Source organism: Micromonospora sp. SD19 (assembly GCF_054462275.1).
This window is the reverse complement of record NZ_JBTLMN010000002.1, coordinates 975,426-996,456: the sequence shown is the minus strand read 5'-3', so window position 1 is coordinate 996,456 and position 21,031 is coordinate 975,426. Positions and strand designations below refer to the sequence as shown.

The window sequence follows — 21,031 nt, the reverse complement described above, 5'->3', positions numbered from 1 at the left end:
CGGCCTGAATCCCAAGGATTGGATGATCTAAGTGAAACTCCTTCGTTCAAGCCGAACCCGCTGGGTGCCCGTCGGCATCTTGACCTTCAGTGGCGCAGCGGTGGCCCTCTTGTGGCCCGAACTAACCTCTGCACTTGCGTTCGGTTGGGCGATCGCTGCAGGTGCATCCGCTTGGGGTTGTCCGCGAGACGGAAGCTGGCTGCCTCTCCTGACAAGGTTTCCCGTGTCTCCTGAAGCGGTCAACGGTCACCGGGTGGCCCCAGAATCCTCAACGGACGATCATCGAGTGATGGACCTTCGGGCAGTCAGGTCTAACGATACGGTGCACCCCAGGGTGCCTGTATGACATATAGCATCGATCGCAAATCTGAATGGTCTCGGTTCATGTGATCTAACCTCGGGGTGGGCCCAAGTGGCGAAGGTGTTTGTCAGCTACCGCAACAACGACGATCCGTCGACAGCAGTGCTCTTGGCCGAAGCCATCGACCAAAAATTTGGAGAGGGAACAGCGTTCTTCGACAGTAAATCAATCCCGCTCGGATCTGACTTTCGGTCAATTCTATGGGGGCAGCTCGCGAAATGCGTTGCGATGGTCGTCGTAGTGGGGCCCAAGTGGTTGCTTCGCGACGGGGAGCGTGGAAGGCGTATAGACCGCGAGGACGACTTTGTGCGACAGGAGATTGAATTTGCGCTGCAAATAGGCATCGGTGTCATCCCCGTCCTGGTTGGGGGAGCCGTCAGGCTGAAGGCCGGTGAGCTCCCAGCGTCGCTTAGCGCTCTAGCTGATAGGCAATACCTCACGTTCCGTCACCGAAGCATTGATCAAGACCTCACGCGCCTGTTTCGTGGTCTTCGAGAGTTTATGGTCTCCGAAAGTCCAGGTGTGAAAGTTGAGGCGAGCAGTTCCGGGCTCACATCAACCGGTATCACCTTCAATGGTGCTGTACGGGTAGGTGGAGATGTCGTCAACGGCTCAAAGTACGTGATGCGTAATGAGTGACGACGCTGCCGCTACCTCAGAGGTCCCGATTCAGGGCGGCGGCGAGACACGAAAGGCTGCCAAGTTCAGCGATTCCAGCGAAACCTCTAAAAACGTGAATGGGGGATCCGATGGCGGACCACCTACCAATGGTGTTCACGAGCCCAGCACAGGTGCACCCCTCCGGGGCGGTGAAGCGAGAGGTCGGCCTGGCGCCGCCACTGATCGACAGGAATGGCTGCAAGAAGCAGAACAGGTAATTATTCGCGGCGACCTAGTCGGCGGTGACAAGTACGTCATTTCATTCGGTCGTGCTGAAAATCTAGCCCGTATGAGTCAAATCTCGCCTCTCTTGCTCGATCGGTCCATCCATGCATTTGTTCCGCCGCGCGAGTGGAGCAGCATCCAGACTGAGTTCATGACCCGGCATGCATCCATTATGCAATCCGTCGCGGGTAGTGGGAGAACAACGCTTGCCATTCGACTTCTTGCAGAGGCAAACCACGAACCCATATACATGGTAGATTCCCACGTCAATCTTGCGCAGCTTAACGATGCAATCAGTGCCGGACGAACCAGTTCCGACGACGCCATATCCGGCGTAGGCCTCATACTTACGGAGCCTGCCGCGATGTCAAGCTTGTCCGGACGTGACCTACGGAATTTGGATCACGCGCTAATCGAGGCGAAGACTCGACTGATCATAGTCACTGGGACGGAAACTCGGCTTGATGATGAAGAGGCACTAGACTATCGGCTCCCTCCCTTCGAGCCACCCTCCCACCGTGCCATCGTCGAGAAGCATCTTCGGTGGCGCTTCGACAAGCAGGCGAACGATTTGCTTTCGCAAGAGGGTGTTCGTGAAGCTATTGATGAACTGCTACCGCCAACGCTGCCCTGTCGGCGGGCAGGTCATCTTGCTGACATCATCCATCAGATAACGAAAGACGGCACCGTCGACCTAGCTGTTCTGAGGCGAATGATGAATCGGCGCGATGTCGACAACTTCACAATCTGGATGGAAGGATTCAATGATCTCGAAGACGCTTGTTTCGCCGTAACGCTCGCGGTACTCGACGGTCTTCCGTACGAGGTTGTTTCCGATGCCTCTACGGTCCTTGCTGAAGGGCTAGAACCTGCGAAGAATAGGCGCGGGACTAAGGTGGGACGGACGGCCTCCGCCGCAAGGCTCGAAGAGTTCCGAGCGCGTACACGGAAGGTGTACTCCCGCGGGCCTTACGGGCGTTCAGTGGTCCAAGCTGTCGAGTATGCAGATCGGACCTATCCGCGACGTGTCATTGAGCATTTCTGGCAGCGGTCCGGTAGGAGTAAGGAGATGCTCGCCTGGCTGCTGGATCTCGCGGCTGGAGAGGAGCAGTCAGAACGTGTCCGGATTCGAGCGGCCACTGCTTTAGGGCTGCTCTCAATTCTAAATTTCGACTACCTTCACCATTCTATGTTCGAGCGATGGGCGGGTGATGAGAGCTATCTGCGGCGTGAGGCAGTTGCTAACGCGCTGCGGGTGCCGGCAGCGAATCCGCTCACGGCCGCTAACGTCCTGCGCCTTATCGAGACATGGCACGGATTGCAGCGGGAGCGAAGGAAACAGGCCACCGCTGCCCGTAGTTACGGGGTTAGTCTAGCTTTGAGCGATCCAACATGGCTGATCGATCGGCTCGGTAGGCTTGCAGGGTGCGGTGATCTCGACGTCACGGCAGCTGTTTCCCGGAGCTTGTCTGACCTAGCCGGGAGGGATAGTTGTGAACTATCCGGTTCTGTGCTGACGTCTCTTTGTGAGTGGCTTCCGAACTACCGGCGGGAATTTGCTGCACAAATGGCTTTTCTCCAAGCCGCGACGTCCTTGCTCACCGAGGTGCCCGATGTTCACCCAGATCTCACTCCTGAATTGTGGCCGACACTCCTCGTTTTAGCGGACCGGGATCAAGAAATTCGGAGCGAGCTTTGCCTTATGTGGGCGAGCGTGCTGCACTCCGGAAATTCTCTTGACGCTGCTACCACTCTCACTGATTGGGCTGTCATGGCGGAGAGAACTCCAGCGATGCGCCAAGTTTTAACATATCTGCTTGTGGGTGTCAGCTCGTACAGTCCTCGCGTCCGGGAGATAGTTCATCATATAGTGGATCACTGGGGGCAGGCGGACCATTTGCAGCCTTTGACGGCCACCGCCGCTGCGTTGAAGCGGCAACTTGAGCAACTCGATCTGAACACGACGAGCTCGGAGTTTTCGCTATGACAAATGGGTTTCGTCCAATCCTTCGATCTGCACTCGTTCGGCCTGGCTGGCAAAAGAACCCAGCCTTGCGCCCGGGTGTCGCGATTGTGTATTCGGATGCGGATGGCAGGGTGCAGATCCCGCAAGGCGGTGGGCGCCCCTGGGCTCGGCATTCAACCACATCTAGCTGGATCCGACACGAAGTAGACGTATCTGATCAACGTCGCATCGCCAGGCTTGGGGGTATGGACTTACCAACCGCCAGGAACGCCCATTTCTTGGAAGCGGTGGTCGATATAGGTTTCCGCGTGACGGATCCAGCCGAGATAGTCCGTCGTTATGTGACGTACGGCGCCTCTGTGATTCTCAATTATGTGAGTAGCGAGCTCAGGGCCGTCACCCGAAGTTTCGATCTTGAGGAGATTCATCTAGCCGAGGATAAATTCAACGCAGAGTTCTATCGGGATATCCCGCTTCCTGAAGGAATAACGATCTATCGTCTCAATGTGCGACTGACGCCCGACCGGACGGCTTTTGAGTATCTTGAGGATCTAAGAGGTGCGTCGCGCAGCCGCGATCTTGCGGCGGAACAACACGAACGCGCTAAGGTCGAGGCGATCCGTCTCAACGAGATCAAGCAAATCGAGCATGCTGCAGAGCTGGAAAGGCGCAAGGCTGCGTTGATTGCAATGCGCGACCTCGAGATGGATCCCTACGAATTGCTGCTCGCACATGCTGCTGAACATCCGAATGGATCTGAGAAGCTTTTTGAGATGCTTAACGAGGCTTGGAGGGCAGGGGTGGAGCAGGAGGAGGCGCGCGACACTAGATTCGCGGATCTGGTCAAGTACTTGATTGAAAGTGGCATTATGCAGGCTGTCGACATTGAGAAATTCCGTGACGATTTGACCAACCGGGTTCGCGAAGCTGCTGTCCGGAAGGGCTCCACTGGCCTAGGTTGGTCCGAGTCGTCGGTTCTTCCAGAGATGAAGTTGAAGAAGGCGCCCAGTGCCCCACCGCAAAGGTCGTCTGGCGGTGATCAATCATTCAACGGTGTCGAGCGCTGAGCTGCTCGCGCCCGAGTCTTCAGATGCAGGCATCCATAAGAAGTCCTGTCGAATATTTCTACTCTTCAGGCTGGTTGCGATGTTGCTGCCCGGATGCGATTGACCGTGCCTACCGACGATCTTTCCCCCTCTTGCCCGGAACACTCCGGCCGGCGGTGAGGTAAACCGGGGTGCATTGGCTTCGGGCTAGTCTCGCGGAGCGGGCTCTTGGAGCAACGCTGGCGGGAAGACGCTGGGCGGCAGAACCCTCTGAGAAGAAGGCGGCCCCTGTCAGTTCCTCACCGGCCAGTTCAAGCTTGTCGAGACTCGTTATTGTCCCACAATCGAACGTGAAGCTTATGATCGCGCGAGGTCGTTCCCCGGCGGGCGGTGCCCAGTCCACGACTAGTAGGTCGCCCACCTCCACGGCGACGCCCAACTCCTCGCGGACCTCGCGGGCGCACGCATCGTGTGGATACTCGCCCTCGTCGACGTAGCCGCCCGGAAAGGCCCAATAGTCGCGGTAGGTGGGTTTGACAAGCAACACGTTGTCGTCCTGGTCAGTGATGAAGGCTGCAGCGGCGGCGTAGAAGGAAGCTAGGTTCGCATACCACGTGGCGGGTTCAGTCCAGGTCACCTCGGTGACGCTAGCGGAGATGTCTGGGCGCGTTCGGCTCTAGATAGGTGTTGGCATGGCAGCGAGGGTGTGCAGGACTTCGTTGACCTGGGGCGATGCCCGCCGAGGGCTTAGCGTGGCGATGAGTTCACGGACGCGCTGTTGAACACGCTCCGACTGGATGCTCGCTGCAGGTTGCCCGATCTTTGAGGCCCAGTTGCAGGCGGCGTCGGTGTCTCCAGCGCGGGCATGAGTCATGGCGACGAGGGCGGTGTGCAGGGCGCGCGTCCGGGTGTTTTGGCCGGCAAGGGTGAGCGCCTCCGGAGCGTGTCGAAGGGCCTGCTTGTACAGGTGCAGGTCGCCCAGGCACCTCAGCGCGGCCCCGGCCAGGTGGGCGGGGCTGAAGTATCCGACCCAGCGCGGACCGGGCTCTGTGCCCGTCCGGTCGAGAGCGCGTTCAGCCTTAGTGAGGGCGAGCTGGCACGCACGTCGCTCGCCCGACTGTCCGTAGGCGGTAGCTGCGGTGGCATGCAGGCGAGCGAGGACTGCGGCGGGTGCGCGTCCGGCCCCGTCAATGGCCGCTTCGATGAGCCGCCCCGCCTCTCGGGCGTGCCCCAAGAACACAGCCTGAGTGGCCAGATTGGCCAGCAGGTGAGCACCGTAGAGGCGGTCGTCGGCGGCCTTGGCGAGCCGCAGGCCAAGCGTCACATGATGTTGCGCCATCGCGTGCTCGCCGGCGTCGTACGACATGAAGGCGAGTTGGCCGGAGAGCGTTGCCGCTGCGCGCATGAGGTCGCATCCCACGGCATCGGTGTAGGTGCCGTGCAGCATCGGCGCGACCTGACGCACCAGGAAGTCGGCCATGACGGCACGGGTGCGCGAAGAGCCGCTGCCATGACGTCGATCAAGATCGGTGAAGTGGTCCGCCAGCGCGTACAGCGATTGAACGTCGGTGGGGGTGACCTGTTGCCGGCCGCTCCGGCTGACCGCCTTGTCGGGCAGGTCATACCGCCAGCCAAGCGCCGCCTCTAGCGCTTTGCCGCTATCGAACACCCCGCTGTCCTGTTGGTTGAGGCGCTTGGTCAACCTCGTCCAGATCAGCTCGGCGGTAGCGATCGCCCCATCGACGGTCGCGGGGTAGACGCACATGCCGATGCTCTCGGCCGCGCCAAAGCCCAGCTCGGTCACGCCGACCGAACGACCGAGCTTGCGGGCTAGGGTCTCAGCCATTGCGGCCTGGACGTGCTCGCCAGGCCGCCGACCGCGCAACCACCAATAGACGCTGGCAGCGTCGTAGCGCCAAGCGCCCACATTGCGGCCGGCGTGGTTGAGCTGTCGAGCGAAGGCGGCGTGAGCGTTACCGTAGCCGGCGGCGAGTAGCAGCCCTTCGAACGCTACGTTCGTCACCGGTCGCGCCATGGTTCCGCCTCCAGGCATCAGTCAACTACCAACAGTGACGAGCCTATGGGTTGCCGAAGTCCTACGGGGACCCGCGCAACCCTGCGCAACCCACGTCCTGAGCAGCGCAACCGAGCGCATCGCTTGCCATCTGGTCCGTCGACCGGCAGCCCGCTTCGCTGATCGCAGGGGTTCTGAGTGACGGCAAACGTCACACCCCGGCCGGCGGAGGTGTCAATGCAGGGCGACGAGTCAGCGAACAAGGGTAAGCAGTCCGAGGCGGCCGAGCGGGAGGCTGCCAAGCAGCGCCTCCTCGCCCAGGCCGAGGCGGAGCGCGTACCCGTTGATGACACGACCCGCGCGGTCCCGGACCGGCGGTGGCGGCGTGACCAGCGATGACATCCCTATCGGCCGCCGGGTGGCGAGTTGGCGGATACGGCGGTCGATGACGCAGCAGATGCTCGCCGATCGGTTGCGCAGGTCGAAGAGTTGGGTGGACAAGATCGAGCGGGGTGCCCGCCCCCTGGACCGGTACTCGGTGATTCAGGAGGTGGCCCACGTCCTGCGGGTCGACCCGGAGGTGCTGCTCGGCCAGCCGCGGAGCACTCCGGCGGGCACGCCGGACGGGGTGGACGATATCCGGGCGGCGCTCGCCCGCTACGACGTCCCGCAGGCTCCACCGCAGACGGACGAGCTGCGACGGCAGGTCGGGCATGCCTGGTTGACCTACCAGCATGCGCACTACGGGCAGTTGGTGCGCCTGTTGCCGGGTCTGCTCGACGCCGCCCAGAGCGCGCGGTCGGCGGAGTTGCTGGTGCAGGCGTACCGGATCACCTCGTCGCTGCTGGTGAAGCTCGACGAGCCCGACCTGGCCTGGCTGGCCGCCGACCGCGCAATGGCCACCGCCGGCGACAACCAGATCCTGGCGGCAACAGCAGCCATCTCGGTAGCCCAGGCGCTACGCGCCGCAGCCCGAAACCACCTGGCCCTAACGGCAACCCTCACTGCGGCAAACCGCATCCTCCCACTCCCACCTCGCCGCGTTGATCATGAGGTTGACGGGCTCCGTGGAGATCAAAGTGCCCGTCAATCTCATGATCGACAGGGCGAGGGTGAGGGCGCGGGGGAGTGGGCTGTGGGTGGGACGTTGTTGGTGCAGGCCGCTCTCGCCGCCGCTGGCAGCGGCGACCACCACCGGGCGGGGGAGCTGACCGACCGGGCCATGGGCGTTGCCGCAAACCTTCGGGGGTACGACGACACGCACCGCACCAGCTTCGGGCCGATCGTCGTCGACCTGGCGCGGGTGCTGTCAGCGGCGCAACGGGGTGATGCCGACGAGGCGCTGCACAGGCACTCGGCCGCGATCCGGCGGGAGGCGTTCCGGCGGTTGCCGGCCGAGTATCGGGGCGCGTACCTGGTTGATGTCGCAGGGGCGTACCTCCAGGTGGGTGACCTGCGCGGGGCCGCTCGCGCGCTGGTGGACGCGGACAGTGTCGCGCCGGCTGAGGTTCGGTGCCGGCCTCTGGCGCGTACCGTGATCGCCGAGATCGCCCGCGCGAACCCGGCGCCGGCCGGCGTGGCGCGACTGGCGACGCTGGTCGGCCTCACCCGCTGACTGGCCGGCTACTCCGGCCCAGGACGACGGCGCGTGGCTACGCCGGGGCGTCATGATGCGCGGTCCTGACCCCGATGCCCTGCATCGCGGTCAGGACCGCAGCCCAGGTCCTGCTCGACCGGCGACGGAAGCAGCGTCGCCGCCGCGGACTCACAGAATCGTTGTCAGCACGCCTCCATCGACGCGTACCGCCGATCCGTTGATTGCGGACGCGGCGGGACTGGCGAGGAAGGTCACGGTGTTCGCGATCTCACTCGGTTCGATGAAGCGTCCCAGCAGGGAGGTCTGGTTGGCACCGATGATCGCCACTTTCAGGTCGTCCTCCAGCAGGGATTGGGCATCGGCCAGCGACTTGACCGTTTCGGCGACGCCGGCGGAATATGTGGGGCCGCCCAGCACCGAGTTGACGGTCACCGCAGTGCCCTTCGTCAGCTTCGCCAGGCCGTTACCCACTGCGAGCATCGCCGTCTTGGACGTGCCGTAGTGAAGCATGTCGGCGGGGATGTTGACGCCCGACTCGCTGCTCACGAACACGATCCGGCCCCACCCCCGATCGAGCATCGCCGGCATGAGGTGCCGCGCGAGCCGGACCCCGCTGAGCACGTTCACCTCGAAGTAGAGCCGCCATTCCTCGTCGGAAATGAGTTCGAAAGGTTTGAGCTCAAAGAGCCCGACGTTGTTGATGAGAATGTCAACGCTGGGCAGCTCGTCGCACAGCCTGTCGACGTCATCGGCAACCGAGAAGTCGGCTTGAATGCCAGTGACGGATACGCCGGGCGCCTCCCGACGCAACACGTCGACAGCCTCGGCCAGCTTTGCCGGGTCGCGGCCGTTGAGGACCACGTCGACGCCCTCGCCGGCCAGGGCCTTCGCGGTCGCGTAACCGATGCCTTGACTGGATCCGCTGATGAATGCCGTCTTGCCGCTGAGTTGCAGGTCCACGTGCTGCTCTCCTAGTGAGTGGTCGCCGACCGGTGCACCTGCCGCAAGTCGGCAGGCGCTCCTCTCGACCTTGCCGCAGACCGATGAGCATCTGATGAGTACCGCGTGAGTGGCTGACGCTGGTGTGGTCCCGCCTGAGCGCAACGCCCGACCGGTTCCCCTGGCCGGCCGAGGCAGCCGAGTGGCCAGGCGACCGCGACCCCGGCCGGCCCTCGGCAAGGCCAAGAACAGTGGCCGGAGACCAACCAGTCTCAGCGGTTGCCCGATCGCGTCGATGCGGCACCCATTGCCCGTAGGTGTGCCAGCCCTTGCGCCCAGGACTGAATGAGGCTCGTTTCGTGGTAGGCGATGTCGTGTTCCACGCAGAACCGACGGATCAGCGGCTGGGCGCGGGGGAGGTTGGGTCGGGGCATGCTGGGGAAGAGGTGGTGTTCGATCTGGTAGTTGAGCCCACCGAGGAGCGCGTCGAGGAACGGGCCACCGCGCACGTTGCGGGAGGTGAGGACCTGTCGGCGTAGGTAGTCGAGGTTGTCGGCCTCGGTGAGGATCGGCATGCCCTTGTGGTTCGGGGCGAAGGAGCTGCCCAGGTAGAGCCCGAAGAGGGCCTGGTTGACCAGGATGAACACGATCGCCTGCGGAACGCTCAAGACCAGGAAGACGGCCCCGAGGTAGCCGGCGAAATGCACGACGAGCAGGCCAGCCTCGGTGCGTCGACGCCTGAGTCCGCCGCGGCTGACGACCGCCCGGACGCTGGCGCCGTGCAGGTGCAGACCCTCCGCCAGCAGCAGCGGAAAGAACAGCGCCGCCTGGTGCCGGACGAACAGCGCCCCCAGGCCGCGTTGCGCCGCAGCCTGACCGGGGGTGAAGGACAGCGGAGTCACCACGAGGTCGGGGTCGCGGCCTTCGGTGTTCGGATTCGCATGGTGGCGGTTGTGCTTGTCAACCCACCATCCGTAACTGATCCCGGTCACCAGGTTGGCGCACACCAGGCCGACCACGTCGTTCGCCCGGCGGGAGCGGAAGATCTGCCGATGCCCGGCATCGTGACCGAGAAACGCCAGCTGCGCGAGGAGCACCGCGACGCCGGCCGCGATGGCCGTCTGCCACCACGACGACCCGAGCCGCACGAACAGCACGCCCATCAGTACGAGACAAGCCAGGATCACCGTCACCCGGGCCGCGTAGCGGCGGGGTCGTCGGTCGAGGAGGCCCGTGTTTCGGACCAGGCGGGAAAGGTCGGCGTACTCACTACCCCGGTCGCTGCGGGTGCCAAGATCCGTATCTCTCAACGTCGCCACTCCCTTGTCAGCCACGCCCATCAGCTCGTCGGCTCCGCCGTCAGCCATGACCAGGCACTCGCCCTCTCGGGTAAGTCTGCCGATCGGCTGCGAGCTTCGTTCGTCAAGTCCGACAATCAGCACCATGAGGTCACGTTGGGTTCAGGGGGTAGTCATGGCACGCAAGAAAAAGTCCACCGCGAGGCAGGCACTCATCCTTGCCTTCGCGGCCGGGACGGTGGCCGGAGCGGCGGGCATGCTCACGCTGCGACGTGCCCGGCAGGATGGTGACTTCGCGAGAGGTGACGTCGCTGGGCAGCTCGATGAGAGCATCGCTCCGCCGCTGGGCGGGCGTTTCGACGCCTCCCCTCAGGGGCCCGTGAGCGCCCGTGCGGCGCAGCACGGCTGACCTGGGCAGCGTCTGGGACCACTGCGGTGTGCGAGAGAGATGAGAGCACTGATGTCAGAACGGCCTAGCGGCAAACCCGGCGCCGCGTCTGCTGACACGCCGGTCGCGGAGTTGGTGCAGCGTGCCACCGAGCAGATCACCCGACTGGTGCGCGACGAGCTGACGATGGCACGGGCGGAGATGACCGCCAAGGGCAAACGCGCGGGCACCGGCGCGGGATTGCTCGGCGGCGGCGCGATACTCGGGATTTTCGCCGGCGGGACCGCCGTCGCCACGGTCGTGGTGCTCCTGGCCGCGGTCATGCCCGACGCTGTGGCAACCTTGATCGTCACCGTGATCCTGGCCATCGCCGCCGCCATCGCCGCCCAACGCGGTAAGAAGCAGGTCAGCCAGGCCATGCCCGCCACGCCCGCAGCCACGATGGACAGCGTGCGAGCCGACGCCGAGACGATACGTGGCGCAGCGGGTCGGAGGCGGCCATGAGCACGCCGTCCGGAAGCAGCGACCAGACCCGCCGGGACATTCAGCAGACCCGCGCGGAACTCGGCGAGACCGTAGCCGCACTGGCCGCCAAGACCGACGTCAAAACCCGTGCACGCAGCAAAGCAACCACCGCCGTCGGCGGACTGCGAGGGCGGGTCACCGAGGCCGGGCAGTCGGCGAAGACCAGAGCGACGCAGCTCGCCCGCACGGTGAGCCAGAAGGTCTCCCAGCGTGTCACCTCGGTCGAGCAGAAGTCACAGCACACCATTGGCGCGATACAAGGCTCGGCGAAAGCCGGCGCGCAGACCGCCGGCAAGGCGGAGTCGTCAGTGGTCACCTCCGCTCGCGTTATGACCACCAAGATCGGCAGCTCGGTGCGCGCGAAACCCTTGCCAGTCCTCGCCGTCACCGGCACCGCCGCGACCCTGGCGGTCCTCACCTACCGACGCCGCCGGTCCCGATAGACGATTCGATACGACGACACGCACCGCACCAGCTTCGGGCCGGTGGCCGTCGACCTGTCGCGGGTGCTGGTGGCAGCCTCGCGGGGTGATGCCGCCGAGGCGGTGCGTTTCAGCGTGCTCGTACGCAACGAGCGGGCACTCGTTGCCGGAGCGATTTAAGCGGAATCACAGAATATTTTAAGGTTAGACGACAGTGAATTAGATGCTTGACCTTTCAACTTTCCCGGTGGTAACTTCCATTGACCGAAGCCTCTGGGAAAAGAGAGATCTGTGCGACTGAAGTCCCTCGCCCTTGCCCTGTCCACCGCAGGCCTGCTGGCCACCATCCCCGCCGCGTCGGCCTCCGCCGCCGGCCCGTGGCCGAGTGAGGAGCCGTGGCCGCCCGGCAACTGCCAGCAGGGCACCTTCTGCGCCTGGCCCAACTGGGCTCCGGTGAACACCGGCCCCACGGAGACTCCGTCCCTGGTGACCACCGGCCCGTGGACCGGCAGCGCCCCGACGAAGACCTTCTACAACTACACGACCGCGAACGTCGAATTGGAATACCACCACACGTGGCAGGACGACTCGACTGTCATCACGCACTGCGCTACTCCGCGCGGCAACATTTTCTACCTTCAGGTCATCGTGACAAAGGTGAATTGGCACGGCTCCTGCTAGCCGCGTAGCGTCGGCCGCCGGTGTGGGCGCGACGGGCCACGCTCATCGACCCCACCCGGCGGCCCGGCCGCTGATGCCGCAGACGATTCAGCTCCACAGGCACTGACCATCACGGCAGCCGCCCCCGCCGCGCCAGCGTGCCGCGGATGGCCGCCAGGCGACGAACGTCCAGCCGGCGATGATGTCACGAGCGCACTCCGACCGTGGGTGCCGTCGCCAGCCGTCAAACGCCGGGCTCAGCGGCAGTGCCAGCCAACTGCGGACGTCTTTATGCTCGGATTTCCATCTCTGCCACCAACCCGTCGTTGAATCGGTAGACATGCGTGACGGTGTGATCCGCGATTGTCGCTCCGGTTTTGTTGCGGACGACCTGGTGGACGGTGACGACGATTCGCCCGTCGGCCTCCGCGACGAACGCGGTCGGCATGACGGTCGGTTCGAGCTGGTCCCATTGCCTGCGCCAGTAGGCACTCACCTCGTCGCGGCCGTGAACGAGGCCTCCCTCCCAGCCATTTGGCCACGACACATCCGGCGTCATGGCGGCCAGCAGTGCGGGGATGTCGCGCTCGTTGAATGCCGCGTAGAGGTTCGTGAGCAGCCTCTCCGACGTTGCGAGATCCGGCGACTTCATCGAGCCAGCATGGTTGGTGGACCAGACCTCAGGGAAGTCACTTCGCGGTCAGCAGAATGTGGGCGGTGGGTGGGAGCTGCTGTTCCAGGGCCCCTGCGGCCGCCGGGTGCGGTGAGCGCCGCCGACGCGGCGCGGCTCACTGACGCAGCGCGAGGGCTCGCAGGGCGATGTCGACCGAGGCGTGGAGGTCTTCGCGGCTCGCGCCGGACGCGGCGTGGACAGCGTGCCCTTCGCTGAGGGCCATCACGAACCGCGCCAGCGCGCCGGGATCCATGCCGTCCGGGAGGTCCCCCTCCTTCGCGGCGCGGGACAGTCGCTCCTCCACGGCCGCCTCGGTGGCGGCGCGGCCGGCGGCCAGGATCTCGGAGATGCGGGCGTTCTCCGGCGAGCAGGCCAGGCCACCCTGGATGGAGAGGCAGCCCGCCGGGTGGTCACGGTCGGTGAGGCCGTCGGCGCTGGCGCGCAGGAAGGCTTCGATCGAGGCGTACGCGGTGGGTTGGCCGAGTGCGGCGCGGGCGTTGGCCACCTGGGTGTCGTGGTAGCGGGCGAAGGCACGCTGGAACAGCTGTTCCTTGCTGCCGAAGGCGGCGTACAGGCTCGGCCGGTTGATGCCCATCGCGCTGGTGAGGACGCTCAGGGACGCGCCCTCGTAGCCGTGCCGCCAGAAGGCCTCGGTTGCCCGGTCGAGGACCGTCTCCTCGTCGAAGGCCCGGGGGCGTCCCACGGCGGGCGTCTCGGTGCTCATGGCGCCAGCGTACCGCTCGGTACAGATCGTGACCCGGGTCACCAACTGATCAGTACAAAACCCTGTTACGGTCATTGGCAACCGAGCGGTACAAAACCAGCGGCGGTCGCTCACAGGGCGCCCCGTGGCTGCACATGTAGGAGATAAGAATGACCGTCACGCTCATCACCGGTGGCAACAAGGGCATCGGGTTCGAGACCGCCAGGCAGCTTCTCGAACTGGGCCACACCGTCTACATCGGTGCCCGCGACGTCGAGCGGGGCGAGAAGGCCGCAGCCGAATTGGGCGCACGGTTCGTGCAGCTCGATGTCACCGACGACGCGTCGGTGAGCGGCGCGCTGGCGACTGTCGACTCGGCGGAGGGTCGACTCGACGTCCTCGTGAACAACGCGGGCATCCTCGGCGACGGCCCCGTCGACGGCCCCACCGCCCTGCGGGTGTTCGACACCAACGCGGTGGGGATCGTCCGCGTCACCGAGGCGGCACTACCCCTGCTCCGACGGTCGTCGAACCCGACGGTGGTCACCGTGTCCAGCAGCATGGGGTCCTTCTGGGCGGTCACCAACCCGGAACGGCCGGAATTCAATCTTCCGGCGGCGCTCTACGCGGCTTCCAAGTCGGCGGCGACCATGCTCACGATCCAGTACGCCAAGGCAAATCCGGGCATCAAGTTCAACGCGCTGGAGCCCGGCACCACCGCCACCGACATGACCGCCGCCCTCGGAATCGGACGGCCGGTAGCGGAGAGCGCCAGAACCGTCGTACGCCTGGCCACCCTCGGCCCCGACGGCCCGACCGGCACCTTCACCGACGAGCTCGGCCCCTTGAACTGGTAGCACGGGCAAACAGGGCCGGGGATGGTCGGCGGGGGAGTGGGCGGCCGGGGAACGGCCCTTGGGCGACACCGATGTCCGGCGTCGCTCAAGGGCCGCTCCTGCGTCAGGTCACAGTCGCGCGGTGCTCAGCAGCTGGGATCGTTGTAGCCGCCGTGGTACGTGTTCACCTGTATCTCGAACCAAGTGCTTTCCTAGGCGTTGCGACGTTGGGCGAGTGCGTCGCGGATGGCGAGAACGACGAGCGAGAGCGGCACGACCACCCAGAGCTGGAGCACCGTGTACCGGCGCAGCTCCCGGTCGATGTCGGCGCCGGCCAGTTCCGCGTCGAGGACGCCGGGTCGCATCAGCGCGAGCGCGTACAGGGACAGGGGCGCGTAGTTGAGACCCGCGCCGACCAGCCACACGCCGAGCGCTCGGCTGCCGAAGCCGGTCGACGACGCCAACAGCCAACCGCCCCACGTCACCATCAGCACCACGCCGACGAGGAACTCGGCCACGATGATCCGCCGTCGGCGGGTGGTTCCCCGGCTGCCGTGCATGTCGATGGCCGCCAGGCGACGAACGTTCATCAGAGCGATGGTGCCACCGGCGGGCAACCTCTGGTCGGGGCGTGGCGCTGGGCTGGCGAGCGACAGTGACGCCTTCCGCTCAGCCGCCGTCGGCGCAGAGTTGGGAGGTCAGGGTGGCGCGGGCCCACTCTTCCCACGCGTCCGGTGACCAGCCGCGGTCGCGGACGAAGATCAGATAGAGCTCTGGGCTGAGCACGCCGTACAGCAGGTCCGCCGCCATCTCGACGGAGAGGCCGGGGCGGGCGTCGGGCTTGCCCACCAGGGCTTCGGCTGCTGCGTACTGGACCGTGTAACGCGGATCGGCGTCGTCCGGCCACTGTGCGGCGATCTCCGGGTCGGTGGCTGCGGCGGCCGCGATCAGCGGCATGATCGGGGCGACCCGGCCCAGGATCTCGCTGGCGCCGTGCACGTGCGCGCGCAGTTGCCCGGCTGCGGTGGGCTCGGCGCACGCGGCGCGAAACCACTCACGGTCCATGGTGGCGACCGGCGCGGTGTCCCCGGCGATGGACGTGTCGACGACGTCCTTGAACAGCGTGCGCTTGTTGCGGAAGACGAAGTAGACCGTCTGGACGGCCACGCCCGCCCGGTCCGCGACCTCCTGCAGGCTCGTCGCCCCGTAACCCTGCGCGACGAACAGCTCGCGAGCCGCCTCGATGACCTTCTCGCGGGTGCGTTGTGAGCGCTCGGCCCGCTTGTCCGGCCGCTTGACCTTCTCCATGGTGCGAGCCTATCTTTAGAGTACGTCACTAGAGTTCAACTCTAATATTCTGGAGGAGACGATGTCCCAGCTCGACGCCAGCCAGAACCCGGCCACGACGCGGCGGGACCCGGAGGAGGAGGCCGTTCACCGCGCCCTGGAGGGCTACTACCGCACCGGCAAGCCGCCGTGGGACACCGGCGTGACGCCGCCCGAGTTGGTGGACCTGATCGAGGGGCACGGCGCGCTGCCGCCCGGCCGGGCTCTCGAACTCGGCTGCGGCACCGGGACCAACGCCATCTACCTCGCGCGGCACGGCTGGGAGGTGGCCGCCGTCGATCTGATCGACAGCGCCGTCGACCAGGCCAGGGAGAAGGCCGCGGCGGCGGGAGTGGCGGTACGGGTGCGGCACGGAGACGCCACCCGCCTCGACGACCTGGACGTGCCGGGCCCGTTCGACCTGTTCTTCGACCTGAGCTGCTACTGCGGAATCCCGCTGCACCGCCGCGACGCCTACGCCGCCGGGCTCACCCACCGCGCCGCTCCCGGAGCGCTGTTGCTGATGTTCGGGTACGGCCCCGAGACACTCGACAATCCGGTCTCCGAGATCACGTCATGGGCGGCGGGCGTCACCGCCGACGAACTCCGCGACAGGTTCCCCGGCTGGGCACTCATCGACGTCACGCCGGGCACCAACTCGGTGCCGACCTTCTGGTTCACGCTGCGCCGCGACGCCTAGCACCTTCCGACCGCGTGGAGCCGGCGTGCGCGTTGCGCGATCACTCGAAGAACTTGAGGCTGAACCCGGTGTCGCTGGTCGGGCCGGGCACGTTGGCGCGGCGGTAGGTGGTGTTGCCCCACCAGCAGAAGGTGCCGGTGTACCAGTACCGGTTCGCCCAGGAGTACGCCGTGCCCTTGGGTACGGCGTGGAACATCAGCGGGAACCTCGGCCCGGCGGGTGGGCTCGTGGCGATGTCGCCATTGAGCAGCACGAAGCTGTGGTGCCCGGGGCCGTTCACGTACAGGGTGGGATCCCAGCCGGCCATCATGGTGGCCCGGTTCGAGCCGAACAGGCAGCCGTTGGACTTGTACCAGTCCCACACGTACGTGGGGTCGCCGCCGGCGCGCAGTCGCAGGTCGGCCAGGCAGTACTGGTCACTCCAGCTGCCGTTGGCGGAGTAGACGATGTGCAGCTGCCCGTTCGGGTCCCTGATCGCCTCGGGGGACTCGTTGATGAACGGGTTGCCCACCACACGCTCCCAGCTCTCGCGCGGCTGGGAGATGACGTACCGGCTACCGGTCGGGGTGAGCGGGTCGCTCATCCGGCTGAGGTAGATGTTCTGCTCGACGTTGGTGTCGCCGGCCCAGCCGGACCAGACGAACCATCGCTGCCCGTTGAAGGTGAACAGGCTGCCGTCGATGGCCCACTTGCCGCCCGGCAGCGCGAGCTGCCGCTCGGACGTGTAGCCGCTGGCCGGCGACGCCGAGTGGATCACGTACATGCGGTGGGCGGTGCTGCGCCCGGCCGAGAAGTAGATGTAGTAGCGGCCACCATCGGTGACGATCTCCGGAGCCCAGACCTCACCGAGGTTGCGGCTGTCCGTCCACACCTGCCGCGCGGTCGCGGCGGCCAGCGCGTCGGGTGACGCTGCCTGCCGTACGGCGATCCCGCCGTTGAGCGACTGGACGGAGATGTAGGTGGAACCGACGCGGATCACGCTCGGGTCGGCGGCCCGGAGGCTGGTCTGCCCGGCCGCCGCCGGCCCGGCGCCGACCACTGGCAGGCCGGTGGCGAGCACGGCGGCCAACAGGGCGGCGAGGAGTCGCGGAAGGGTTCGACTGTCGGCGTTCACGATCGGGATTCCTCTCCTCGACGTGAGCTGGCCGACGGTCGGACCCGGATCGGGTCGGCCAGCCGTCGCGCACCTCAGAACGACAACGACTGATATCGATAGATTAGGCCAGGAGCCGACGAGCCGCAGCGTGGGTTGCCGGGCATGGAGCCGGCGGGGTTTCCGGGAACGTGAGAATCGGGCATGTATCTCTGCACTGCTGGAGGGGAGTGACGGCAATGCTGGTATACGGCTATCTCGGCGCGGTGCTCATCGGTGCCCTCGTCGGCCTGCTCGGACGACTCATCCTGCCGGGGAGGCAACGGATCGGCGTCGTCGCCACGTTCGTTATCGGCGTCGGCTCGGCGGTGCTGGGCACAGTGGTCGCCAAGGCGCTGCACATCGACGATGAAGCCAGCGTGCGGGTCTGGGTGCTGCGCTGGGACTGGATCGTGCTCGCGATCCAGGTCGGCGTCGCGGTCATCGCCGTGGCGCTGGCGAACATGCTCACCTTCACCCGGCTTGCCGGCGGCGACGAGACGCCCCGTCGGCGGGCCCGTCGCAGCAAGGCCAAAAGCTGAGCTGACCCCGACCAGCGCAGGGACCACCCTCGAAAGGCCGCCCCGGTTCAGATCTTCTCCGAGCATCCGCACCTGCGGCTGTTCGCCGGGAACTCGATAGCGGTCCTGGAGTGTCCGCCCCCGCCCGACTGACAGTCCCGCCGGCGCGCGTGAGCGAACAAGCGCCTATCCACTCGAGATGGCCTTGAGTGCCGCGTCGAGTGCCTGGTCCGCCGGGACGGGTACGTCGGGGATCACGCCGACGCCTTCCCAGTTGGTGCCGGTGACGCTGTTGATGGTCCGGGCGGTCGGCACGGTCACGAGGATGTGTTCGGTGACCGGGTGGCGGGCCGTCGGGTGTGCGCCGCCGCGGGTCGTCTCACCGACGACGACGGCCCGGCCGTGCGCCTGGAGGGTGTACGCCACATCCTCGCCCCCGGAGAACGTCATCGCGCTGGTGAGCACGTGGACCGGGCGGTCCACGTAGCGCGGCGCGGGAAGATGCGCGGTCGGTCCAGAACTGGCGGGTGTTGCCGGTGGACCTCTCGTAGAAGTCGTTGAGGTGCACCTGGTCGTCGCGGAAGAAGTAGCTGCACCACATCGCGGCTCCCTCCGGCGTTCCGCCGGAGCAGGCGCGCAGGTCCAGGATGAGCGCGGAGCTGAGGGCGACCAGTTGCATGGCCGCGCCGATCGCGGCGGCGCCTTCGTCGGCGTACGCGATGCGCCGCACGTCGATGAGCCCGACGTTCCCGTCCAGGTGCTCGACCCGGCGGATTCCCTGGTTCTCCGTCCTGAGGAGTGCGAGGAACGCGGCTCGCCCTCCGTCTTCGTCGGCGGCGTCCAGCGACTGCGGCTGGTCCGTCCAGAGCAACCGCAGATGCTTGTCCGGGCAGGCCTGTTGAAGGTGGGCGGTCACCGTCTCGCAGAGCGCCGGTCCCTCCAGGTCGTCGTACTCTCCTGCTGCGAGACGGCGCCGGATCGCGGCGTCGATGTCCGCGACCTTCTCAGGAAAGACGTACCCGGCCTCGATCCGGTCCAGGGCCTGTCCGATGATCTGTTCGTGTGAGGGCACGGCGGGCCACGGTAGACCGCGAACGGCCTCACGGCCATCGAATTTCGCGCTCCGACCCAGACGCTAGGAGCGCGGTAGCATGCCCACGAGCGACGTGATGATCGCGACCCGCAGGGCCGTCCGCAGGTCGACATGGTGGACCGCGAGCGCCGGCTCGGACTCGTAGACGGCGAGCAGGCTGGGCGGCGGCGAGTCGTAGGCGGACAGCGCGCCAGCGATGAGCAGGGCGTGCAGGCAGAACAGCTCGGCGGGGTCGCCGACCTCGGGCAGGTGTCGCCGGACGAGGGCGGCCATCACCGCGAGGTTGCCCAGTGAGGCCCGCTTGTGGCGGCGGACCGCCTCGACCGACACGTTGTGCTCCAGCACCCCGCCCTGCGCGCCGTAGAGATCACAAAGCACCGGCTGGGCGGCGAGTGACCGGCTGAGCACGTCGGCCATCTGCTCGGCCCGTTCCGGCGCGGACCGGCTGCTGTCGACGCCGTCGGCCAACTCCTGCTCCAGCTCGGCCAGCCAGGTTGCCGTCCGGTCGTCCATCAGGTCGAGCAGCACCGCCTCGCGGGACTCGAAATAGCGCAGCACCGCCGTCTTGGCCAGGCCGACCCGCCGGCTCAGCTCGTTGAGGGTCACCTCGGCCACCGGCATCTCGTCGAGCATCGCCGAGGTGGTCTCCAGGATCGCCCGGCGCCGGATCTCACGCTGCTCCTCGCTGCGCGCCCGCTGGAACGTCATGACACCAACCCTAACTTAGGTACCGCCGGTCCCTTGACAGTGTACCGGCGGTACCTTACCGTTTCGAGCATAAGTTACCGGCGGTACATTGGGGAGCCTGAGATGAAGTGGACCGAGCAGCAGATTCCGCGCCAGGACGGCCGGGTGGCAGTGGTCACCGGGGCCAACACCGGGCTGGGCTTCGAGACCGCCCGGCTGCTCGCCGAACGCGGCGCGTCCGTCGTGCTGGCCGTACGCGACACCGCGAAAGGCGAACGGGCTGCCGCCCGGATCAACGGCGACGTCTCCGTACGGGAACTGGACCTGACCTCGCTGGAATCGGTGCGCGCCGCCGCGGCCGGCCTGCACGCCACCCATCAGCGGATCGACCTGTTGATCAACAACGCCGGGGTGATGTACACCCCGAAGCAGACCACCAGAGACGGCTTCGAACTGCAGTTCGGCACCAACCACCTGGGCCACTTCGCCCTCACCGGACTGCTGCTCGACCTGCTGCTGCCGGTGCCCGGCTCCCGGGTGGTCACGGTCAGCAGCGTCGGTCACCGCATCCGCGCCGCCATTCACTTCGACGACCTGCAGTGGCAGCGTTCGTACAGCCGCGTCGCCGCCTACGGCCAGTCGAAGCTCGCCAACCTGATGTTCACCTACGAGTTGCAGCGCCGGCTCGCCGCGCACGGCACCACCGTCGCGGTGGCCGCACACCCCGGCGTCTCCAACACCGAGCTGGTCCGCAACGCCCCGGCGGTCGTCCGCGCGCCGATCACCTGGCTCGCCCCGGTGATCACCCAGCCCGCCGCGGCGGGCGCGCTGCCCACGCTGCGGGCCGCCACCGACCCGTCCGTCCTCGGCGGGCAGTACTACGGCCCCGACGGCCTCGGCGAGACGCGCGGCAACCCGAGACTGGTCACCTCCAGCCCCGAGTCCTACGACCTGGCCGTGCAGCAACGCCTCTGGGCCGTCTCGGAAGACCTCACCGGCGTGCGGTTCCCGCTCGGCCAGGCAGTCGCCGCAGCCTGACCGTGCCGAGGGTGCTGGCCGGCACTGCGCCGTTCGGGGAGGTGGGTCCCTGTGGAGCTGATATCACAGACGATTCAGCTCCACAGGGACCGAACGTCGCGGTGCCCGCCGGCCCGCTCGTCGCGCAGATACTGGCGCGTCCACTCCGCGAAGGTCGTGAGCGGAATGCCGAGGGCCCGCGCGTGCTCCGGGCGGGCGGGTCGCCCGATCGCGTTCATCTG

Annotated in this window: 26 protein-coding genes; 13 read left to right on the top strand and 13 right to left on the bottom strand. The window is 66.2% G+C overall.

The features are described from left to right. The first annotated feature begins 412 nt into the window (after nt 1–412). The 3 genes from ACX27O_RS11820 to ACX27O_RS11810 all read left to right on the top strand — a co-directional run bounded on the left by ACX27O_RS11820 (nt 413) and on the right by ACX27O_RS11810 (nt 4,279). Complete coding sequence (locus tag ACX27O_RS11820) at nt 413–1,000, top strand: toll/interleukin-1 receptor domain-containing protein (protein WP_458939407.1); 588 nt, start codon at nt 413–415, stop codon at nt 998–1,000. After that, nucleotides 993–3,233, top strand: a complete 2,241-nt coding sequence (locus tag ACX27O_RS11815) for a hypothetical protein (RefSeq protein WP_458939406.1) — start codon at nt 993–995, stop codon at nt 3,231–3,233. Before ACX27O_RS11820 ends, ACX27O_RS11815 begins: the two co-directional genes overlap by 8 nt. 224 nt (nt 3,234–3,457) lie before the next feature. After that, entirely contained in the window at nt 3,458–4,279 is an 822-nt protein-coding gene (locus ACX27O_RS11810) for an SPFH domain-containing protein (protein ID WP_458939405.1), read from the top strand. Between the two features lie 109 nt (nt 4,280–4,388). Here the strand turns inward: ACX27O_RS11810 and ACX27O_RS11805 are convergent, their stop codons facing one another. Beyond that, complete coding sequence (locus ACX27O_RS11805; protein WP_099853043.1) at nt 4,389–4,895, bottom strand: NUDIX hydrolase; 507 nt, start codon at nt 4,893–4,895, stop codon at nt 4,389–4,391. 39 nt (nt 4,896–4,934) lie between these two features. Continuing rightward, complete coding sequence (locus ACX27O_RS11800; RefSeq protein ID WP_458939404.1) at nt 4,935–6,293, bottom strand: hypothetical protein; 1,359 nt, start codon at nt 6,291–6,293, stop codon at nt 4,935–4,937. A 216-nt stretch (nt 6,294–6,509) separates the two neighbouring features. Here ACX27O_RS11800 and ACX27O_RS11795 point away from each other — a divergent pair, with 216 nt between their 5' ends. Together ACX27O_RS11795 and ACX27O_RS11790 are read left to right on the top strand one after the other, a co-directional pair. Next, nucleotides 6,510–6,671 carry a hypothetical protein gene (locus ACX27O_RS11795; RefSeq protein ID WP_357997029.1) on the top strand — a complete coding sequence of 54 codons (162 nt, stop codon included), beginning with the start codon at nt 6,510–6,512 and terminating at the stop codon, nt 6,669–6,671. Beyond that, nucleotides 6,619–7,887, top strand: coding sequence for a helix-turn-helix domain-containing protein (locus ACX27O_RS11790; protein WP_458939403.1), 1,269 nt, complete (start codon nt 6,619–6,621; stop codon nt 7,885–7,887). Before ACX27O_RS11795 ends, ACX27O_RS11790 begins: the two co-directional genes overlap by 53 nt. 150 nt (nt 7,888–8,037) lie before the next feature. Here the strand turns inward: ACX27O_RS11790 and ACX27O_RS11785 are convergent, their stop codons facing one another. Together ACX27O_RS11785 and ACX27O_RS11780 are read right to left on the bottom strand one after the other, a co-directional pair. Beyond that, nucleotides 8,038–8,829, bottom strand: coding sequence for an SDR family NAD(P)-dependent oxidoreductase (locus tag ACX27O_RS11785; RefSeq protein WP_458939402.1), 792 nt, complete (start codon nt 8,827–8,829; stop codon nt 8,038–8,040). Nucleotides 8,830–9,080: 251 nt separating this feature from the next. Next, complete coding sequence (locus ACX27O_RS11780; RefSeq protein ID WP_458939401.1) at nt 9,081–10,175, bottom strand: fatty acid desaturase family protein; 1,095 nt, start codon at nt 10,173–10,175, stop codon at nt 9,081–9,083. Between the two features lie 106 nt (nt 10,176–10,281). On the opposite strand from ACX27O_RS11780, the gene ACX27O_RS11775 reads away from it, so the two are divergent. From ACX27O_RS11775 to ACX27O_RS11760, 4 genes are all read left to right on the top strand, one after another. Continuing rightward, nucleotides 10,282–10,515 carry a hypothetical protein gene (locus tag ACX27O_RS11775; protein WP_458939400.1) on the top strand — a complete coding sequence of 78 codons (234 nt, stop codon included), beginning with the start codon at nt 10,282–10,284 and terminating at the stop codon, nt 10,513–10,515. Nucleotides 10,516–10,566: 51 nt separating this feature from the next. Beyond that, nucleotides 10,567–10,998: a phage holin family protein gene (locus tag ACX27O_RS11770; RefSeq protein ID WP_458939399.1), complete on the top strand. Its 432-nt coding sequence runs from the start codon at nt 10,567–10,569 to the stop codon at nt 10,996–10,998. After that, nucleotides 10,995–11,462 (top strand): DUF3618 domain-containing protein, encoded by a 468-nt coding sequence (locus ACX27O_RS11765; RefSeq protein WP_358128759.1) that lies wholly within the window; start codon nt 10,995–10,997, stop codon nt 11,460–11,462. Before ACX27O_RS11770 ends, ACX27O_RS11765 begins: the two co-directional genes overlap by 4 nt. A gap of 270 nt (nt 11,463–11,732) precedes the next feature. Further along, nucleotides 11,733–12,122: a hypothetical protein gene (locus ACX27O_RS11760; RefSeq protein ID WP_030332624.1), complete on the top strand. Its 390-nt coding sequence runs from the start codon at nt 11,733–11,735 to the stop codon at nt 12,120–12,122. Nucleotides 12,123–12,390: 268 nt separating this feature from the next. Here ACX27O_RS11760 and ACX27O_RS11755 read toward each other — a convergent pair whose 3' ends face one another. Together ACX27O_RS11755 and ACX27O_RS11750 are read right to left on the bottom strand one after the other, a co-directional pair. Further along, a complete protein-coding gene (locus tag ACX27O_RS11755; protein ID WP_030332625.1) occupies nt 12,391–12,753 on the bottom strand; it encodes a nuclear transport factor 2 family protein in 363 nt (120 codons plus the stop codon). Nucleotides 12,754–12,889: 136 nt separating this feature from the next. Then, entirely contained in the window at nt 12,890–13,498 is a 609-nt protein-coding gene (locus ACX27O_RS11750) for a TetR/AcrR family transcriptional regulator (RefSeq protein ID WP_030332627.1), read from the bottom strand. Nucleotides 13,499–13,647: 149 nt separating this feature from the next. Here ACX27O_RS11750 and ACX27O_RS11745 point away from each other — a divergent pair, with 149 nt between their 5' ends. Continuing rightward, the gene (locus tag ACX27O_RS11745) at nt 13,648–14,334 is read left to right on the top strand and encodes an SDR family NAD(P)-dependent oxidoreductase (RefSeq protein WP_358128764.1); all 687 of its coding nucleotides are present in this window, start codon (nt 13,648–13,650) and stop codon (nt 14,332–14,334) included. A 191-nt stretch (nt 14,335–14,525) separates the two neighbouring features. Here the strand turns inward: ACX27O_RS11745 and ACX27O_RS11740 are convergent, their stop codons facing one another. Together ACX27O_RS11740 and ACX27O_RS11735 are read right to left on the bottom strand one after the other, a co-directional pair. Further along, a complete protein-coding gene (locus ACX27O_RS11740; RefSeq protein WP_458939398.1) occupies nt 14,526–14,903 on the bottom strand; it encodes a hypothetical protein in 378 nt (125 codons plus the stop codon). Nucleotides 14,904–14,982: 79 nt separating this feature from the next. After that, nucleotides 14,983–15,621 carry a TetR/AcrR family transcriptional regulator gene (locus ACX27O_RS11735; protein ID WP_458939397.1) on the bottom strand — a complete coding sequence of 213 codons (639 nt, stop codon included), beginning with the start codon at nt 15,619–15,621 and terminating at the stop codon, nt 14,983–14,985. A 61-nt stretch (nt 15,622–15,682) separates the two neighbouring features. Between ACX27O_RS11735 and ACX27O_RS11730 the strand changes: the two genes are divergently transcribed. After that, nucleotides 15,683–16,339, top strand: a complete 657-nt coding sequence (locus ACX27O_RS11730; protein WP_458939396.1) for a class I SAM-dependent methyltransferase — start codon at nt 15,683–15,685, stop codon at nt 16,337–16,339. Nucleotides 16,340–16,379: 40 nt separating this feature from the next. On the opposite strand, the gene ACX27O_RS11725 is transcribed toward ACX27O_RS11730, so the two are convergent. Further along, nucleotides 16,380–17,453: a glycoside hydrolase family 43 protein gene (locus tag ACX27O_RS11725; RefSeq protein ID WP_210866887.1), complete on the bottom strand. Its 1,074-nt coding sequence runs from the start codon at nt 17,451–17,453 to the stop codon at nt 16,380–16,382. A gap of 218 nt (nt 17,454–17,671) precedes the next feature. On the opposite strand from ACX27O_RS11725, the gene ACX27O_RS11720 reads away from it, so the two are divergent. Further along, nucleotides 17,672–18,013 (top strand): GlsB/YeaQ/YmgE family stress response membrane protein, encoded by a 342-nt coding sequence (locus tag ACX27O_RS11720; protein WP_210866888.1) that lies wholly within the window; start codon nt 17,672–17,674, stop codon nt 18,011–18,013. Nucleotides 18,014–18,178: 165 nt separating this feature from the next. On the opposite strand, the gene ACX27O_RS11715 is transcribed toward ACX27O_RS11720, so the two are convergent. The 3 genes from ACX27O_RS11715 to ACX27O_RS11705 all read right to left on the bottom strand — a co-directional run bounded on the left by ACX27O_RS11715 (nt 18,179) and on the right by ACX27O_RS11705 (nt 19,793). Continuing rightward, the gene (locus ACX27O_RS11715) at nt 18,179–18,457 is read right to left on the bottom strand and encodes a S41 family peptidase (protein WP_458939395.1); all 279 of its coding nucleotides are present in this window, start codon (nt 18,455–18,457) and stop codon (nt 18,179–18,181) included. Beyond that, nucleotides 18,372–19,064, bottom strand: coding sequence for a S41 family peptidase (locus ACX27O_RS11710; protein WP_458939394.1), 693 nt, complete (start codon nt 19,062–19,064; stop codon nt 18,372–18,374). Before ACX27O_RS11710 ends, ACX27O_RS11715 begins: the two co-directional genes overlap by 86 nt. A 63-nt stretch (nt 19,065–19,127) precedes the next feature. Continuing rightward, nucleotides 19,128–19,793, bottom strand: coding sequence for a TetR/AcrR family transcriptional regulator (locus tag ACX27O_RS11705; RefSeq protein ID WP_210866889.1), 666 nt, complete (start codon nt 19,791–19,793; stop codon nt 19,128–19,130). A gap of 102 nt (nt 19,794–19,895) precedes the next feature. Here ACX27O_RS11705 and ACX27O_RS11700 point away from each other — a divergent pair, with 102 nt between their 5' ends. Then, nucleotides 19,896–20,810, top strand: a complete 915-nt coding sequence (locus ACX27O_RS11700; protein WP_357639386.1) for an SDR family NAD(P)-dependent oxidoreductase — start codon at nt 19,896–19,898, stop codon at nt 20,808–20,810. A 74-nt stretch (nt 20,811–20,884) separates the two neighbouring features. Here the strand turns inward: ACX27O_RS11700 and ACX27O_RS11695 are convergent, their stop codons facing one another. Then, nucleotides 20,885–21,028, bottom strand: a complete 144-nt coding sequence (locus ACX27O_RS11695; protein ID WP_210858489.1) for a hypothetical protein — start codon at nt 21,026–21,028, stop codon at nt 20,885–20,887. Nucleotides 21,029–21,031 lie beyond the last annotated feature (3 nt).